Source organism: Arenibacter sp. ARW7G5Y1, assembly GCF_003201775.1.
Classification (GTDB): Bacteria; Bacteroidota; Bacteroidia; order Flavobacteriales; family Flavobacteriaceae; genus Arenibacter.
Map to the genome: position 1 here is coordinate 20,686 of NZ_QJJZ01000016.1, position 12,993 is coordinate 33,678.

Below are 12,993 nucleotides of genomic sequence, written 5' to 3' on the forward strand. Positions count from 1 at the left end.
ATAGACCTTTACAAAATAGACCCGTTAGGCCCAAACCTAACGGGTCTAAATAATAATCAGATCACTAAACATTACCAAGAACGACATGTTGAAGATTTTTAGCTTGACCGCAATTCTCGAAGGTATTTCCTATTTGCTACTTTTTGGTATTGGAATGCCCTTAAAATATATGGCCCAAATACCAGAGCCCAACATCTATATAGGGTATGCCCACGGATTTCTCTTCATGGCCTATGTTGTCTTGGCGATCGTAGTCTGTGTAGAAAAAAAATGGGGCCTAAAAATGTTTGCCATTCTTTTTATTGCTTCCCTGGTCCCATTCGGTACTTTTTATATAGACAAGAAGTATTTAAGGCCTCAGATGGCGTAAAAAGTGAACAGTCCCCAGTGTACCGGTGGCAGTTTTGAGGAGGCAATACCTCTGTTTTTTTTTGAAACAGTCCCTTTTTATTGTCCAAATTAATGTATTGAACTTGAATGGCAAGTATTTAATCCTATTCGCAACCTTAGTCTTTAATTTAAAAAACTTTGAATGGCCAGGTCATAACTCTTTAGGCCAAAACCTAAAATTACACCTTTGGCCGCCGGGGAAATATAGGAAGTGTGCCTAAACTCCTCGCGTCCAAATGTATTGCTTATATGCACTTCCACTACTGGAGTGTTAATTCCTTTTATGGCATCGCCAATACCTATGGACGTATGGGTATATGCACCGGCATTCAAGATAATACCTTCGTATCCTTCAAAACCACATTCGTGCAATTTATTTATGATTTCACCCTCTATATTGGACTGATAATATTCCAATTGCACCTCCTTGAACTTGAATTGCAGGGTTGCAAAATATTCCTCAAAAGTTGTTTTTCCGTAAACCTCCGGTTCGCGCTTGCCCAAAAGGTTAAGATTTGGTCCGTTGACAATGATAATCTTCATGGGTTAAATGTAAGGAATTGTGCTTCATAAAAAAAGTGGAATCCAATTCTTGATCCCACTTTTTTATACAATACCTAAGGACATTAAATTATCCAAGTCCTTACTAAAAACGCCCTTATTTACTTTTAAAAATGTAAGGCGAACCCAATTCTAAATTCCAAGATCCCTTCGTCCGTAAAATCCCTGTTTAAACTTAAATTATATCGTAAACCTGGTTCCACACTAACAAAGTCGTTTAAAAATATGGCATAACCACCTTGAATCCCCAACCATAAAGGGTTTTCATTATAATCTTCAATACTTGCCCCAGTAAGGTCCAGCTGAACAGGAATGGAACTATTTATATAGTACTTGGCACCTAGTTTATAGGAAATGGAATTACTGCTGTCCGTGTCCGAATAGCCCAATCCTATCTTCACCGCAAGATCATCTGCCACGAAGTAACCTCCCTCGCCACCAATAGACCATATAGTGGTGCCATCAATGGAAACCAAACCGAAACTTGTATTTGCTGTATGTCCAACACCTATGCCTCCCCCACCGAAACCGGTATTGGCCTCAATAAGATATTTCCCTTTGGAAGTTGGGGTTCCGTCCTGGGCCTTTGCCTGAAACGCTGCTCCTATAACAACCATTGCTACTAATAAAACTTTTTTCATAATTGGATTTTAATGTTATTGTTTAAGTTGCACCAAACATAATGGAGTGTAGCCTTACCATAAAATGAAAGTTGTAAAAAGAAGGATAATGGTTGTAACGCAATAGTTAATGTACATGAATACCATTTGAACCCAAAAAAGTCCATTATATTTAACCTATGAAATGGAATCATGCACTTCAGGATTTTCAACATTACCTACATTTGGAACGCGGTCTATCCAGGAATTCCATAAGCAACTATGTTTTGGATGTTGAGAAATTAATTATTTTTCTTGAATCCCATGAAATTTTGGAAACCCCTATAAATATTGATAAAAATAGGATTCAACAGTTTATACACGACCTAGCGAAAAATGTAAACCCCAGGTCTCAGGCTAGGGTTATATCAGGATTAAAAAGTTTTTTCAATTACTTGGTCTTCGAGGATTATCGCGCGGACAACCCTATGGAATTAATAGAATCCCCTAAGGTTGGCCGTAAACTGCCCGACACTCTTTCCGAAGAGGAAATCAACAAATTAATAGGGGCCATAGATCTTTCCAAACCGGAAGGGGAGCGTAACCGTGCTATTTTGGAAACACTATATGGTTGTGGGCTAAGGGTTTCCGAGTTATTGGACCTAAAATTATCGGACCTTTATTTTGAGGAGGATTTCATCAAGGTTACCGGTAAAGGAGACAAACAACGTTTTGTCCCCATTAGCGAAATCAACAAAAGATATATCAATATCTACAGAAAGGAAATACGCATACATATGGCCATTAAAAAGGGAGCTGAAGATGTCCTTTTTTTAAATCGCAGAGGGAACAAATTGACCCGTGCCATGATATTCACCATAATTAAACAACTTGCACAGGATATAGGGCTTCAAAAAAGTATAAGTCCCCATACCTTTCGTCATTCTTTTGCTACTCACTTATTGCAGAATGGGGCCGATTTGAGGGCCATTCAACAAATGCTCGGCCATGAGAGTATAACCACAACCGAAGTTTATATGCATGTAGATCGCACACATTTGGCCGAGGTAATGAACAAGTACCATCCTAGAAAAAGTGGGATATCCAATTAGACGATTAAACTTAGTGGTTAATGCCCCTAATCCTTAAAGGCGCTATAATTTCTGTTGAAAGGTCTAATGATCAAACGCGCCTCCCTATCGAAGCGCACATAGTTGTACACCCAATTCACGAAGACGACCATTCTGTTCCTAAATCCGATAAGAAAGAACAGGTGTACGAACATCCAAACGAACCAGGCAAAAACACCTTGGAATCTAATATTCTTCATATCCACTACCGCCTTGTTCCTTCCAATAGTGGCCATACTGCCCTTATCCCTGTAAACAAAAGGTTCCAAGGGTCTATCTTCCAATAATCGCACCAAGTTCTCCCCAAGGTTCCTTCCTTGCTGCATTGCCGGCTGAGCCATCATGGGATGCCCCTTGGGCGCATCCTTTGTCTGCATACAGGCCACATCCCCTACGGCAAAAATATTATTGTACCCCTTAACCCTGTTATACTCATCTACCGGAATTCTACTGCCAGCTACCAAAAGATCTTTGGCATTTAAGCCTTTAATCTCCACCCCTTTTACACCAGCTGCCCATACTAGGGTCGCGGTCTCAAAATCAACATCGGTATTGGTGGTAACCGTTTTGCCGTCATAGCCCGTTACCCTCGAATTTTTCCAAATTTGAACACCAAGTCCCTCTAAAAAATCCTCTGCTTTTTGGGAAGCCTTTTCACTCATTTCCTTTAAAATACGATCTCCGGATTGGATGAGGTGAATTTGTACCCGTCTGGTGTCCAAATCCGGATAGTCCTTTGGCAGAATTCCTTTTTTTATTTCCGCCAAGGCACCGGCCAATTCCACCCCCGTAGGCCCAGCCCCTACAATAACGAAATTCATAAGGGCATCCCTTTCATGATATTGATCTGTAAGAAGGGCCTGCTCAAAGTTTTCCAGTATTAAACTTCTAAGATTTAATGACTGGGGTATGGTCTTCATAGCCATACTATTTAATTCAATTTCCCTATTCCCGTAATAATTGGTTTCAGAACCAGTGGCTATTACCAAATAATCATAATCCAAAGTGCCAATATTGGTCACTATGGTATTTTCCTCTGTCCTTATTTCCTCCACATGGGCCAGTCTGAAGAAAAAATTAATATAGTCCTTTAAAACCTTGCGTATGGGATAAGCAATGGAGTCTGGTTCCAGCCCCCCTGTAGATACTTGATAAAGCAAGGGTTGAAACGTATGATAATTATGTTTGTCCAGAAGTACTACCTGCACCTCTTTGTTCTTCAATCCTTTGGCGATGGAAATACCTGCAAAACCACCACCTACAATAACAATTCTTGGAAAACTAGTCTTAGGAATATTCATATATTAAAATATGGGTAAATTTAAACATTCGAAAACTATTCAAGAAGAAGAATATTGGTTTTAAGACTATTTAGGTTCCACAGCCATTAAACAGTACACAACCTTAGTAACTTTAGCCAATAGCCGTGCCCAATGGAGCTCCAAAACATACCGTCCGCCCTAGCCAATCGGCAATATTTTTCAATTACCCACCTTATAGAAGTATTTTCTATATTCGTTGTAACAAAACCAAATTTTCAACTACTAATCATCAACTAACTACAAGAACCGAGTGACCAAAGATTTGGAACATCAATTTGTTACGGAATTAGAGTGCAATCAGAATATTGTACACAAGGTCTGTACGTTGTACACCAATGACAGGGACTCCCATAATGATTTGTTTCAGGAAATTACGATTCAATTATGGAAGGCCTATCCGAAGTTTAGGGGAGAATCCAAGTTTAGTACCTGGATGTATCGCGTTGCGCTTAATACGGCCATAACATTATATAGAAAATCGAAAAAAAGTATTCCGACCCAAGATTATGAGTCGGTTATGTTTAAAATAACAGCGGACGAATACGACCCTACCGAGGAACAACAACTTAAACTGATGTACAATGCGGTAAAACAATTAGGGGATGTGGACAAAGCCTTGGTCTTTCTCTATTTGGAAGACAAAGACTATAGGGAAATAGCGGAAACCTTGGGTATTAGCGAGGTAAATGCCAGAGTAAAAATGAACCGAATAAAAAACAAATTAAAAACTATTTTAAATCCCTAGCCATATGATGGATGAACTGGAATTATTAAAGAGGGATTGGCAAAAGAAAGACAAGCAATTGCCTCAACTATCCTTTGATGAGATTTACAAAATGATCTGGAAGAAATCCTCTTCAGTCGTAAAATGGATTTTTTTTATAAGTATCATGGAATTTTTAGTGCCCCACTTGATATACTTGGTTCCATCTATGTCCAAAAATTTGGCGGTCTGGAAAGATCTGGGACTAGGGAATATTTTAGTGATTTCCAACGTAGTTCAATATTCCGTAGTACTATTTTTTATCTTTCAATTTTATAAAAGATATAGGGAAATATCTACTTTGGACAATGCTAAAAAACTAATGTCCAACATCTTAAAAACTAGAAAGACCGTTAAATATTATGTCATTTTTTGTCTGTCCCTGATATTTATATCCTTTATTGTCATGGCCGTAGGGATATATTTGAACGAAGACCCTATGACCGCCTTGGGTTATGGCTATAAAGCAGAAAATATTAACCCCGATAAATTAAAGACCACCTTGGTTGCAACTGTTGTTGTATTAGGGGTGGTTGTTACCCTTGTAATGGGATGCATTTATTTTTTACTTTACGGTATTCTCCTTAAGAAACTCAATAAAAACTATAAAGAACTTAAGGAAATGGATATTTAAACCCTAAATTTTCGTTTTTTATTTTCTTCTTCGTAAGCCAATAACTCACTCTTGGGAATAACCTTTAAAAAGGAAGGGTGTTGCTCTATGGCGTATTCCAGTTTTTCAATGATGGAATCGAATGACTCATTCTCATAATCAATATCCAATGGCTCCTTGATTACCATTGATTGAAGGATTCCCTTCTTCTTTATGCGTAAACCCTTTTTATCAAATGAACGGCGAAAACCATCTATAACAACAGGCACCACAATAGGTTTGTATTTTTTAATAATATGAGACGTCCCTTTTCTCAAAGGTTTCCACGGTGTTGTAGTACCCTGTGGAAAGGTAATTACCCATCCGTCATTAAGGGCCGTACCAATATTGGATATATCGCTAAATTTAACCTTCCTGTTAACATCCTTACCTTCGGACCGCCAAGTTCGTTCTACACTTATAGACCCGGCATAGGCCAAAATTTTTGTCAACAGGCTCTTCTTCATGGTTTCTGCCGCCGCTACGTAATACATATTCAATTTGGGCTGCCATATATACCCCAAATTCTTTATAGAGTCTTCACGCCCACTTAAACTGGCGTTAAATACATGGAACATGGCCACTACATCGGCAAAGTAAGTTTGATGGTTACTTACGAAAAGAACATTTTGTGGCGGTAGTTTTCTAATAATATCCGACCCCTCAATTTCAATGGTATTAAACCCTCTATATCTTTTGTGGGTAATAACGGCCAGAATACGAATAAGCCACTTCTTTAAAAACAAATTATGTCCAAACGGATTTTTCTTAAACAAGCCCATATTTTTTTGTTAACATTCAAAATTACAAAATAAGTATCTTATAACACTTGTTTGAACAATTCCTTAATTTCACTCAACATCATAGCCGTTGCCCCCCAAACCGTATAACCATTTAATTTAAAGGCTGGTACCTCTACATTCTGGGCATAGGAAGTGTTTAAAATTTGATGAAATATTTTCTTATCATCCATTAAATCATTCAAAGGAACCTCAACAATGGCGGCAACCTCGTCTACCTGCCTTAAAAATGGCCGCTCCTTCCTATAGAGCCCAAGGTATGGGGTGACCTCAAAATTGCTCGGAGGAATATAGATTTTGCTCATAGAACGGATTACGGTAATCTGCTCCGGAACAGCCCCCACTTCTTCATGGGTTTCACGTAAAGCCGTCTCCATTAAATTTAGATCCCTCTTTTCCACCTTGCCCCCCGGCAATGCAATCTGATTACTATGTATACCCTTATAGGTATTTCTCAGTATTAGAAGTAAGTTGGTCCCGTAATCCACACTTGGGTAAAAAAGGGCCATAACCGCAGCCTGTCTCGGATTTTGTTTTACGATTTTACCAGACTCCAGTTCCTTAACCCTAAACATTGGGGCCATTTTATAATGAGAAGCACTCCCTGGAAGTTCTAGATTTTCTATTTTTGATATTCTGTTGGAAAAATCGTCAAAACGCACGAATTCAATTTTTGTAATTTTCAGCAAATTAATTAAAAAACAACCAACCCTTGGGCGATATTAATCATTTAACAATCATTTAAAAAATAACACATATTACATGGCACTTAAAGAGATTTCACTTTTTGCAATATTGTTTATGTTCCTTTTAGGAAGCTGCAAAGACCAGCCGGCTTCCAAGGAAAATAAGCTTCTCCAAAACAGTATTAAAAAAGATAGCATTGCTCCCGAAGTTCCAAGTGTAGAAGAAAAAGAAGAAGAGGAAGCCTTTGAGCTCACAGAGGATAATGCCATAGAGTTTTTCTTCAATTACAGCAAAACCCTAAAGGAGAATAAGGTAAAGCTTACCACTAGTCTAGGAAGCATTACAATTCAGTTGTTCAACAACGTCCCCTATCACAAAGCCAACTTTATATACCTTACCAAAATGGGGTATTTTAATAATACCTATTTCCATAGGGTGGTTAAAAACTTTATAATACAAGGAGGAAATGCCGACAATGTGGAAACGGCCAAAAAAAGATCAAAGATAGGACGGTATCTTTTACCTCCTGATACTAGAAAAGGACACAAACACCATAGGGGAGTTGTATCCATGCCCAGTAGTGAAATTAACAACCCCCATAAGTTGGCATCACCCTACGAATTCTTTATTGTAGTTACCAAACCGGGCTCCTATCATTTGGACGGAGGATATACCCCATTTGGACGGGTGATAGACGGTATGGATGTGGTAGACAAAATAAACAGCCAACCAGTGGACAACGGGGATTGGCCTTCCCAAAACATCTATATTCTAAAAGCGGAAGCTTTTGAATAGAGGATGGACAATTGGGAAAAAATAGAAAAAAAAATGGGCCCCTACCCATACCCTACTTTGATCCCCATTGTAAATTAAACCTATCACACCTTGGAATGGCGATATATATTGGGCAACGAGATTTTAAATTTAACGGCAAGTAATCGGATTCCTATGACAATCAATATGGTAGCTACATAGGCGTATGCCTCGTCATAGGGCAATTTACGCAAAAGAAAAAAACCGATGCCCCCTAATATACATGCCGTGGCATATATTTCCTTTCTAAATATTACAGGTATTTCATTGCATAATATATCCCGTATTACCCCTCCAAAACAAGCTGTTATTGTTCCAAGGGCAATACACATAACAGGAGGCAGGCCCGACTGTAGTCCATGTGAAATACCTACCATGGTGTACAGACCAATACCAATGGTATCAAAAAGAAACAGCGACTTTCGTACATACTTCAGCTGATCCCTAAAAATAATTGCAAAAACAACGGTTCCGGCAATTACATAAACGTACGTTGGTTCCTGCATCCATAATACGGGAGTATTTCCAATCAGCATATCCCTTAACGTACCACCTCCAATAGCTGTGACAAAAGCAATGATAAATACACCAAATAGATCCAATTTCTTATCCATGGCCACCATAACCCCCGAAATAGCAAAGGAAATTATTCCTAATATATCAATCACAAAATAAAACATAGGCTATGGTTTCTGGGTGTAAAAATTATAATCCTTTAATACGGTATCAATATATGGCACATCATAAAGGTCGGAATTTGAATTTAAAAGACTCTCCACCTTATCGCGTAAGGCCTTCATTGTCTTAAAATCATGACTTTTTCTGGCAATTTGGTAGGTCTCCTTTATGAGACGAACATCCTTATCGGTCAATAAAGTAACATTGGTAAACTTAGGGACATAGGTTTCCTCTACCTCTTCCAAAATGGTATTGGAAATTTTTACCGAATTTTTTGTACTAATGACCACGGTACCGGCCGCGGCATCCCCCAATCTTTGTTTTTTATCGGTAAATAAAATGGTCAGCAATCCTACAGACCCAAAGAAAAGCCAAATATCAACCACACGTAGCATCCACCTAACCAATAAATTGGACCAATGCACCGGGGATCCATCCAATCTTACCACCCTTATTTTCATGAGCATTTTTCCCACTGTTCTACCATTGAATAGGCTGTGCATTATTAAGCTATAAAACATGGCTGGAAGAAAAATAAGGCTCTCCAATCCTATTTGTGTCCAACTATCGTCAAACACATATCCTATGGCCGTTCCAATCACCTGCACAAGCACGGCATATAGGTATAGTATAAATCCGTCGATTAAAAAAGCTACGATCCTTTCACCAATACCAACAATTTTATAATCTAGGTTAACATTTTGCGTTGTATTGATTTGAAGTTTGGACATATTAGTATTATTTTTATTTCTTAAAGGATTATCCCAGTATGCGTGAGGCAGCTTTTGTGAAGCAAAATAAAGAAAAATGGATAGCATTTGAAAAGGCTATCAACTATAATGCCCACATTAGCCCGGACGAATTTGCCCATGGTTATATTCAACTGACCAACGACCTTGCCTACGCACAGACCTATTACGCGGAAAGCAAGACTTTATTGTACTTAAATTCCTTGGCATCCCAGGCACATCAAAAAATATATAAAAACAAAAAGGAGAATCGGAATAGAATAGTGGATTTTTGGAAAACGGAATTCCCGCTTTTCTTTAGGCAATATCACAAAACCTTGGGTATCGCCTTTCTAATTTTTATGATTGCCGCTGCTATAGGTAGTGTATCCGCAATGAACGACGATACCTTTGTAAGATTGATTTTAGGTGATGCCTATGTTAACGAAACCCTCAACAATATTGCCAATGGAGACCCAACGGCCATATATAAAGGAGGTAGTGAAATTGGTACTTTTTTAGGGATTACCATTAACAATATAAAAGTAGCCTTTATGGCCTTTTCCTTTGGGGTAATTACCAGTATTGGCACCGCCTATATTCTATTCAGCAATGGCGTAATGCTGGGAGCATTCATTACTTTTTTTTACACTCAGGATGTCTTTTACCAAGCAAACAAACAGATTTGGCTACATGGAACCATAGAAATTTCCGTCATTATCATTGCTGGGTGTGCCGGATTGATCATGGGCAATAGTATCCTGTTCCCCAAAACATATTCCAGACGCGCTTCCTTTATGAAGGGTGCCAAGGATGGATTAAAGGTGGTGGTCAGCACCATTCCCTTTTTTATAATTGCCGGATTTATAGAAGGGTTTATTACCCGCTATTCCAATATGTCCTCTTGGTTGGCGTTTTTAATTATAGGCTGTTCCTTACTCCTGATTCTTTTTTATTATATCATTTATCCCATTTTGTTAAACCAATCTTATGCAAGTCAAAAACCAGGAAAAATTTATTGAACTTAGAGTCGATAGGGACTTTGGGGATATCATCAATGTTTACTTCGAATTCTTCAAGCAAAACCTTAAAAAATTCACCAATGTTTTCCTAAGCTACAATGGAATTTTCCTAATAGGGCTATTGATCGTTAGCTACTTACTGGTATCCGGAGTAATAGGCCTAATCACCGATAACCAAAATACAGTCCTGGATACAATAGGTTCCGGCAGTGAAGCCTATATAATGTATTTTATCTTTGGAGGAGTTTTGTTCTTTATAATTTTTTTAATGGTAGCCGTGCTAAATTATAGTCTCAGCACTTCCTATATGATAAAATACGAAGAGCGAAAAGGACAGAATTTTGATAAAACCGACGTTTGGCTAGAAGTAAAAAATAATTTGGGAAGCATTGTTATTTTTATTTTGATAGTGATACTGCTTTTTTTTGGTCTTATGATCGCCGCCGTAATCTTGACCTTTATTCCCTTGGCAGGAATGCTTGCACAATACGTAATTCAATATTTCATAATGGCATGGGTCGGCGTATCATTTTTTGTTATGCTAAAAGAAAAAAGAGGAGTTACGGATGCCCTTGGGGAGGGCTGGAACTTGGTGACCAAGAATTTTTGGAGATCGGTAGGGGTTAATTTTATCCTAGGATTTTTGATCGGTCTTTTGTTTATGGTCGTTATTATGATTCCAGGGATTCTTATAGGTATCTATACTTTTCACGTAGTTCAAAATGATGTAGATCTGGGAGCTTCTGTGGTACCCACCATCATTTACACTTTAGGGACTTGCCTATTCCTTATCATAGGGGTTTATTCACAATGTTTATCACAGTTCGTAAATGGACTCTTGTATTTTTCACTGCACGAAAAAACATATAATTTAAATTCAAGAAGCAAAATAGACCAAATAGGCCATCAAGACCAGTGATAAGATTAGTTGCCACCTTTTATTGTTTTTTTATCCTATTCCCCGGTTTGGCCCAAGGGGAAAAAGATTCGGTACCCTTACCCCAAGATACCAACACTAAATTGGTGTTGCGGACATTGGATGAAAATCTTTCCGAAAAGTATCAGGGAAAAGAATTCAACTATGACATCAAGGACGGGGATTCACAAAATTTACTGGCCCGCTTTCTCAATTGGGTGATGAACGGACTCAGGAATGTTTTTGGTATTGACATTCCACCAGGGATTACCCAACTGATGGAATATCTAATTTATGGGTTAATGGGAGCTTTGGCCATCTACTTGCTCATACGATTCCTGACGGGAGAAAACGCTTCGGCAATATTTAGGAAAAAGGAGGCCCCGGCCATAAATCTTAACCTGGCAGAAGAACATATAGAAAGTTTGGATCTGGATGCGCTGATAAGTGATGCCATACAACAAAAAAATTACAGATTGGCCATTCGCTATCATCATCTAAAGGTATTAAAAACACTGTCCCAACATCAAATCATTGAATGGCATTATGAAAAAACAAACCAGGACTACGAAAAGGAAATAAAAGTCCCGGAAACCAAATTGCTATTTAAGGATGTATCCTATCTGTACGACCATATTTGGTACGGGGAACAGGAAATAGACGAGTTTAAATACAAGGCAGCCCAAATGAAGTTTGTACACCTAAACAATATAAGTACCCATGGATAAGCGTTCCAAAATAATCCTCGGGTTGTTTCTTGCGGTACTTATTGGTATTGTGGTAACCGAGGTTGTTCGCCCCAAGCCGGTGAACTGGAGGCCTTCCTATACATCCTCGGACAAAATTCCCTTTGGATGTTATGTATTGTACAATGAACTTCCAGGATTATTCCCGGGACAAAAAATACATACTTCCAACCAAAGTTTGTACAATATCTTGGCGAACCGGGATTCCACCAGCGCCTCCAGCTATTTATTGATCAATGATTTCTTGGAACTTGACAAACAGGAGGTCAATAAATTACTTCAATACGTACAGGACGGCAATGATACCTTTATTGCTGCTTCCAATTTCGGGACCTACCTTTCGGATACCCTAAATATTGAAGTTGAAACCCAATACACCATTACGGAGGATACTGTACGGATAAGTCTTGCCAACAGTACATTTTCCAAACAAAATTACCCCTTAAAACGGGGAGTTTACAATACGCATTTTACTTCGGTAGATACATTGAACTCAACGGCCTTAGGGTATATTGCCTTTAATTCGGAACAGGGGCATTTACCAACTGCATCCATAAACAAAAACAAGGCACTAAATTTTGTAAGGGTAAAATTCGGCAAGGGCCATTTTTACCTCAACACTACTCCGCAAACGTTCACAAACTACTATATGCTAAGGGGCAATCAGGAGTATGTGGCACATGCCCTTTCCTATCTTAAGGATATGGATATTTTTTGGGATAATTATAAAAAATCCGGAAGAATCGTAATAGATTCCCCTATGCGCTTTGTACTTAACCAAGAACCCTTAAAATGGGCTTATTATCTCAGTATGATGGGATTATTGATCTTTATAATATTTAAGGCGAAGCGGGAACAACGCATCATTCCAATAATAAAACCTTTGGAAAATTCATCCATTGAATTTGCCAAAACCGTTGGAGGGCTGTATTATGAGCATAGGGATTATACAGATTTGATCATCAAAAAGATTAATTTTTTCCTGGAATATATTAGAAGTACTTACCACCTAAATACCGAAGCTATCAGTGATAAGACTGCTATGGATCTAGCGGGAAGGTCGAATAAACCACTCATAAAAGTCAAGGAGCTTTTAGATTTGATAGTACATCTTAAAAACAAGAAACATCACAGTGAACAGGATGTAATTCACCTGAACAAATTATTGAATCAATTTAAAAAATAA

16 protein-coding genes are annotated in these 12,993 nt (G+C 38.3%); 9 read left to right on the forward strand and 7 right to left on the reverse strand.

Annotation, left to right across the window (positions count from 1 at the left end; all coding sequences use genetic code 11):
- The first annotated feature begins 85 nt into the window (after window positions 1-85).
- Window positions 86-370, forward strand: a complete 285-nt coding sequence (locus tag C7972_RS19240; protein WP_110357804.1) for a DUF3817 domain-containing protein — start codon at window positions 86-88, stop codon at window positions 368-370.
- 143 nt (window positions 371-513) lie between these two features.
- On the opposite strand, the gene aroQ is transcribed toward C7972_RS19240, so the two are convergent.
- The gene (gene aroQ, locus C7972_RS19245; RefSeq protein ID WP_110357805.1) at window positions 514-933 is read right to left on the reverse strand and encodes a type II 3-dehydroquinate dehydratase; all 420 of its coding nucleotides are present in this window, start codon (window positions 931-933) and stop codon (window positions 514-516) included.
- A 125-nt stretch (window positions 934-1,058) separates the two neighbouring features.
- A complete protein-coding gene (locus C7972_RS19250; RefSeq protein WP_110357806.1) occupies window positions 1,059-1,592 on the reverse strand; it encodes a hypothetical protein in 534 nt (177 codons plus the stop codon).
- A gap of 158 nt (window positions 1,593-1,750) precedes the next feature.
- On the opposite strand from C7972_RS19250, the gene xerD reads away from it, so the two are divergent.
- The gene (xerD, locus tag C7972_RS19255) at window positions 1,751-2,662 is read left to right on the forward strand and encodes a site-specific tyrosine recombinase XerD (protein WP_110357807.1); all 912 of its coding nucleotides are present in this window, start codon (window positions 1,751-1,753) and stop codon (window positions 2,660-2,662) included.
- Between the two features lie 26 nt (window positions 2,663-2,688).
- Here the strand turns inward: xerD and C7972_RS19260 are convergent, their stop codons facing one another.
- A complete protein-coding gene (locus C7972_RS19260) occupies window positions 2,689-3,981 on the reverse strand; it encodes an NAD(P)/FAD-dependent oxidoreductase (RefSeq protein WP_110357808.1) in 1,293 nt (430 codons plus the stop codon).
- A 271-nt stretch (window positions 3,982-4,252) separates the two neighbouring features.
- Here C7972_RS19260 and C7972_RS19265 point away from each other — a divergent pair, with 271 nt between their 5' ends.
- Both C7972_RS19265 and C7972_RS19270 read left to right on the forward strand, forming a co-directional pair.
- Window positions 4,253-4,747, forward strand: a complete 495-nt coding sequence (locus C7972_RS19265) for an RNA polymerase sigma factor (protein ID WP_110357809.1) — start codon at window positions 4,253-4,255, stop codon at window positions 4,745-4,747.
- A gap of 7 nt (window positions 4,748-4,754) precedes the next feature.
- Window positions 4,755-5,399, forward strand: a complete 645-nt coding sequence (locus C7972_RS19270) for a hypothetical protein (RefSeq protein ID WP_375334795.1) — start codon at window positions 4,755-4,757, stop codon at window positions 5,397-5,399.
- On the opposite strand, the gene C7972_RS19275 is transcribed toward C7972_RS19270, so the two are convergent.
- Both C7972_RS19275 and C7972_RS19280 read right to left on the reverse strand, forming a co-directional pair.
- Window positions 5,396-6,199 (reverse strand): 1-acyl-sn-glycerol-3-phosphate acyltransferase, encoded by an 804-nt coding sequence (locus C7972_RS19275; RefSeq protein WP_110357811.1) that lies wholly within the window; start codon window positions 6,197-6,199, stop codon window positions 5,396-5,398. The two genes, C7972_RS19270 and C7972_RS19275, sit on opposite strands and share 4 nt — an antisense overlap.
- A gap of 38 nt (window positions 6,200-6,237) precedes the next feature.
- Window positions 6,238-6,906 (reverse strand): CoA pyrophosphatase, encoded by a 669-nt coding sequence (locus C7972_RS19280; protein ID WP_309148937.1) that lies wholly within the window; start codon window positions 6,904-6,906, stop codon window positions 6,238-6,240.
- Between the two features lie 73 nt (window positions 6,907-6,979).
- Here C7972_RS19280 and C7972_RS19285 point away from each other — a divergent pair, with 73 nt between their 5' ends.
- The gene (locus tag C7972_RS19285) at window positions 6,980-7,699 is read left to right on the forward strand and encodes a peptidylprolyl isomerase (RefSeq protein ID WP_110357813.1); all 720 of its coding nucleotides are present in this window, start codon (window positions 6,980-6,982) and stop codon (window positions 7,697-7,699) included.
- Window positions 7,700-7,782: 83 nt separating this feature from the next.
- Here C7972_RS19285 and C7972_RS19290 read toward each other — a convergent pair whose 3' ends face one another.
- Together C7972_RS19290 and C7972_RS19295 are read right to left on the reverse strand one after the other, a co-directional pair.
- Window positions 7,783-8,397: a trimeric intracellular cation channel family protein gene (locus C7972_RS19290; RefSeq protein WP_110357814.1), complete on the reverse strand. Its 615-nt coding sequence runs from the start codon at window positions 8,395-8,397 to the stop codon at window positions 7,783-7,785.
- 3 nt (window positions 8,398-8,400) lie between these two features.
- Entirely contained in the window at window positions 8,401-9,126 is a 726-nt protein-coding gene (locus tag C7972_RS19295) for an RDD family protein (RefSeq protein ID WP_110357815.1), read from the reverse strand.
- A gap of 38 nt (window positions 9,127-9,164) precedes the next feature.
- On the opposite strand from C7972_RS19295, the gene C7972_RS19300 reads away from it, so the two are divergent.
- Genes C7972_RS19300 through C7972_RS19315 form a run of 4 tightly spaced genes read left to right on the forward strand, consistent with a single transcriptional unit; the run spans window position 9,165 to window position 12,993 of the window.
- On the forward strand, window positions 9,165-10,145 hold the full coding sequence (locus tag C7972_RS19300) for a stage II sporulation protein M (protein ID WP_110357816.1): 981 nt from the start codon (window positions 9,165-9,167) through the stop codon (window positions 10,143-10,145).
- Window positions 10,114-11,064 carry a hypothetical protein gene (locus tag C7972_RS19305; RefSeq protein WP_110357817.1) on the forward strand — a complete coding sequence of 317 codons (951 nt, stop codon included), beginning with the start codon at window positions 10,114-10,116 and terminating at the stop codon, window positions 11,062-11,064. The genes C7972_RS19300 and C7972_RS19305 overlap by 32 nt, the downstream gene beginning before the upstream one ends.
- Complete coding sequence (locus C7972_RS19310) at window positions 11,061-11,789, forward strand: DUF4129 domain-containing protein (protein ID WP_110357818.1); 729 nt, start codon at window positions 11,061-11,063, stop codon at window positions 11,787-11,789. Before C7972_RS19305 ends, C7972_RS19310 begins: the two co-directional genes overlap by 4 nt.
- Entirely contained in the window at window positions 11,782-12,993 is a 1,212-nt protein-coding gene (locus C7972_RS19315; RefSeq protein ID WP_110357819.1) for a DUF4350 domain-containing protein, read from the forward strand. Before C7972_RS19310 ends, C7972_RS19315 begins: the two co-directional genes overlap by 8 nt.

What these genes read in the sequence shown, in the direction of transcription:
- C7972_RS19240 (WP_110357804.1), top strand. Translation starts at nt 86, where the DNA reads ATGTTGAAGATTTTTAGCTTGACCGCAATTCTCGAAGGTATTTCCTAT.
- aroQ (WP_110357805.1), bottom strand. Translation starts at nt 933, where the DNA reads ATGAAGATTATCATTGTCAACGGACCAAATCTTAACCTTTTGGGCAAG.
- C7972_RS19250 (WP_110357806.1), bottom strand. Translation starts at nt 1,592, where the DNA reads ATGAAAAAAGTTTTATTAGTAGCAATGGTTGTTATAGGAGCAGCGTTT.
- xerD (WP_110357807.1), top strand. Translation starts at nt 1,751, where the DNA reads ATGAAATGGAATCATGCACTTCAGGATTTTCAACATTACCTACATTTG.
- C7972_RS19260 (WP_110357808.1), bottom strand. Translation starts at nt 3,981, where the DNA reads ATGAATATTCCTAAGACTAGTTTTCCAAGAATTGTTATTGTAGGTGGT.
- C7972_RS19270 (WP_375334795.1), top strand. Translation starts at nt 4,755, where the DNA reads ATGGATGAACTGGAATTATTAAAGAGGGATTGGCAAAAGAAAGACAAG.
- C7972_RS19275 (WP_110357811.1), bottom strand. Translation starts at nt 6,199, where the DNA reads ATGGGCTTGTTTAAGAAAAATCCGTTTGGACATAATTTGTTTTTAAAG.
- C7972_RS19285 (WP_110357813.1), top strand. Translation starts at nt 6,980, where the DNA reads ATGGCACTTAAAGAGATTTCACTTTTTGCAATATTGTTTATGTTCCTT.
- C7972_RS19290 (WP_110357814.1), bottom strand. Translation starts at nt 8,397, where the DNA reads ATGTTTTATTTTGTGATTGATATATTAGGAATAATTTCCTTTGCTATT.
- C7972_RS19295 (WP_110357815.1), bottom strand. Translation starts at nt 9,126, where the DNA reads ATGTCCAAACTTCAAATCAATACAACGCAAAATGTTAACCTAGATTAT.
- C7972_RS19300 (WP_110357816.1), top strand. Translation starts at nt 9,165, where the DNA reads ATGCGTGAGGCAGCTTTTGTGAAGCAAAATAAAGAAAAATGGATAGCA.
- C7972_RS19305 (WP_110357817.1), top strand. Translation starts at nt 10,114, where the DNA reads ATGCAAGTCAAAAACCAGGAAAAATTTATTGAACTTAGAGTCGATAGG.
- C7972_RS19315 (WP_110357819.1), top strand. Translation starts at nt 11,782, where the DNA reads ATGGATAAGCGTTCCAAAATAATCCTCGGGTTGTTTCTTGCGGTACTT.